The following is a 3,038-nucleotide window of genomic DNA, read 5'->3' as shown; positions in this document are numbered from 1 at the left end:
GCGCTCGCCCGCCTGCACACCCACGGCACCACCGTCGACTGGACCACCCTGCTCCCCGGCGCCCGCCGGATCGACCTGCCGACCTACGCGTTCCAACACCGTCACTACTGGCTGGAGGCCAAGAGTTCCATGACCGAGACCACTGCCGCCGATCCGCAGGAAGAGGCCAAGGAGAACGCCACCACCACGGCCGAGCTGATCGCCCGGCTCGCCGGGCTGACGGACGAGGAGCAGTCCGCACTGCTGCTCGACCTGATCCTCGCCGAGGCGACCACAGCGCTGGAACAGCAGTCGGTCGAGGTGGAACTGGACGAGGAGAGCCCGCTGTTCGAGGTGGGGTTCAACTCGCTGAGCGCGGTGGAGCTGCGCAACCGTCTGGTCGAGGTCACCGGCCTGGCGATCACGCCGATGCTGCTCTTCGACTACCCGACGCCGGCGTACATCGTCGACTTCCTTCGCGAGCGGCTCGCCGCCGTCCCGGCGTGAGCCCGATCCACCACCAACGAACGTACAAGGAGTCCTGATCCAGATGTTCGACGTGAACGCTTATCTCGCGAAGATCGGCTACACCGGCCCGACCGAGCCCACGCTGGACGCGCTGCGGCAGATCCACAAGCGCCACCTGATCGCGATCCCGTTCGACAACTCCCTGAACGCGGACCGGGAACGCGGGTTCGAGGTGCTGGGCGACGTCGCGATCGACGACGACGAGGTCTTCACGGCCGTCGTCGAGGGCGGCCGCGGGGGCGTCTGCTACGAGCTGAACGGCCTGATGCGCCGGCTGCTGACGGACCTCGGCTTCGACGTCCGGATCCTCGGCGCGGCGGTCATCCAGGTCAACGGCGAGTTCGGCCCCGACCTGGAGCACATCTTCAACTGCGTGCACCTGGACGGCGAGATCTACCTGGTCGACGTCGGCCTCGCCGGGCCGTCCTTCCTGGAGCCGCTGCGGATCACCGAGGAGATCCAGACCCAGTACGGCGTGGACTACCGGCTCGTGCTGGAGGACGACTACCGCACCCTCCAGCGGCGCAGCCAGGGCGCGGCCTGGAGCTCGGTCTACAAGTTCAAGCTCCAGGACCGGCAGCTGGCGGAGTGGACGGAGCTTGTCCCCACCCTGGCGGACTTCCCGCTTGAGCTGGTACTGGTGGGCACCCGCATCCACAGCCGCGCGGTGGAGAACGGGCAGCTGGTGCTGATCGGCAAGCGCTTCGTCAAGGTCGAGGACGGCAAGGAGGAGATCCGCGTGCTCGCCCGGCCGGAGGTCTTCCGCGAGGTCGTCGAGCAGATCCTGCGCCCGGCGGGCTGAGATGACGCGGACCGAGTACACGGCACCGGCCGCGGAGCGGGGCGGCGCCGTCGAGAAGACCGACGTGCTGATCGTCGGGTACGGCCCGGTGGGCCAGGTGCTGGCCCTCCTGCTGGCCCGGAAGGGCCGACGGGTGACGGTGGTCGAGCGCTGGCTCAAGGCCTACACCATGCCCCGCGCGGTGGCGTTCGACAGCGAGGGGGCCCGCATCCTCGCCTCGACCGGCATCGCCGAGGACATCGCCCGGATCGGTGAGCCGTCCGGCGAATACACCTGGGAGAACGCGGCCGGTGTGCCGCTGCTCCACATCGACGTCGAGGAGCGCGGCCTCTGCTGGTGGCCGGAGTCGACGTCGATGTACCAGCCGGGTCTGGAGGACGCGCTGATGGCGCGCGGCGCCGCGCTGCCGGGCCTGACGGTCCACCGGGGCCACCGGGCCGTCGAACTGACCGACCGGGGCGGCGAGGTGGAGGTCGTCGCGGTCGCCGAGGACGGCTCCGAGCTGGTCGTCACGGCCGACTGGGTGGTCGGCTGCGACGGTGCCAACAGCTTCGTCCGCGGGCACATCGGCACCGACGCGAAGGACTTCGGTTTCTCGCACGACTGGCTGATCTGCGACGTCGTCCCGCACGACACCCGCACCTACAGCCCGAACAACCTGCAGATCTGCGACCCGGAGCGGCCGCGCACCGAGGTGTCGGCCGGCCCGGGCCACCGGCGCTGGGAGTTCATGCGGACCGGCGACGAGACCGTGGCGGCCCTCAACACCCCGGAACGGGCCTGGGAGCTGCTCGGACTCTTCGACGTCCGCCCGGACAACGCGACCCTGGAGCGGCACCACGTCTACACCTTCGAGGCCCGGTCCGCGAACGTGTGGCGGTCCGGCCGGCTGCTGATCGCCGGTGACGCGGCCCATGTGATGCCCCCGTTCGCGGGGCAGGGCATGTCCTCCGGCTTCCGGGACGTGGCGAACCTCGCCTGGCGGCTCGACCTGGTGCTGGACGGCAAGGCGGGCGCGTCGGTGCTGGACAGCTACCCCGAGGAGCGCCGGGCGCACGTCCAGCACGCCATCGGGATGTCCGTCAACCTCGGCAAGATCATCTGTCAGAGCGACCCGGCCGCCGCCGCCGACCGCGACCTGGTGATGGCGGCCTCCGCCAAGCGGGCGGCGGAGACCGGCACCGTGCCGCAGCGCTCGCCGCTCATGCCGCTGACCGGCGGCCTGCTGCACAAGAACGCCGCCGGTCGGCTGTCCCGCCCGGCGGGCACCCTGATGCCACAGGGCCGGGTCGCCCGGGGCACGGAGGAGGGTCTCTTCGACGAACTGGTCGGCTCCGGCTTCGTGCTGCTGGCGACCGAGCCCCCGGCGAAGCTCCTCGACCCGGAGGACCTGGACTTCCTGACGGGCCTCGGTGCCCGCCTGGTCCACGTCCTCCCGGCCGGGGCCACCGCGGCGCCGGGCGAGGACGAGGTGGTGGACGTCGACGACTTCTACCTGCCGCACCTCGCGAAGACCGGTTCGGTCGCCGTGCTGGTCCGCCCCGACTTCTACGTCTACGGCGCGGCCGGCGACGCCACGGCCCTGGCCGACGTGGTCGGGAGCCTGCGCCGGCAGCTGGACACCCCCGCCCCCGCGACCGCCTGACCCGGAGCGGCCCCCGGCCGCCCCCGGGGCGGGCGCCCAATGCCCCCCCCCCACCGGCGGGACGCCCAGCCCCCCCCAGAGGGG

The 3,038-nt window shown here is 71.6% G+C and carries 3 protein-coding genes; all 3 read left to right on the top strand.

Going from position 1 to position 3,038, the window contains the following annotated elements; translation table 11 throughout:
- Window positions 1–486: acyl carrier protein (locus ACFXHB_RS39985; protein WP_380581251.1), on the top strand; the 486-nt coding region annotated here is incomplete at its 5' end.
- A gap of 43 nt (window positions 487–529) precedes the next feature.
- Window positions 530–1,309 (top strand): arylamine N-acetyltransferase, encoded by a 780-nt coding sequence (locus tag ACFXHB_RS39980; RefSeq protein WP_380581250.1) that lies wholly within the window; start codon window positions 530–532, stop codon window positions 1,307–1,309.
- Between the two features lies 1 nt (window position 1,310).
- Window positions 1,311–2,954, top strand: a complete 1,644-nt coding sequence (locus ACFXHB_RS39975) for a bifunctional 3-(3-hydroxy-phenyl)propionate/3-hydroxycinnamic acid hydroxylase (RefSeq protein ID WP_380581248.1) — start codon at window positions 1,311–1,313, stop codon at window positions 2,952–2,954.
- Window positions 2,955–3,038: the final 84 nt, after the last annotated feature.

The organism is Kitasatospora sp. NPDC059327 (genome assembly GCF_042752535.1).
Taxonomy (GTDB): domain Bacteria; phylum Actinomycetota; class Actinomycetes; order Streptomycetales; family Streptomycetaceae; genus Kitasatospora.
Note: the sequence above shows the minus strand (reverse complement) of the source record. Positions and strands in the feature narration are given on the sequence as shown.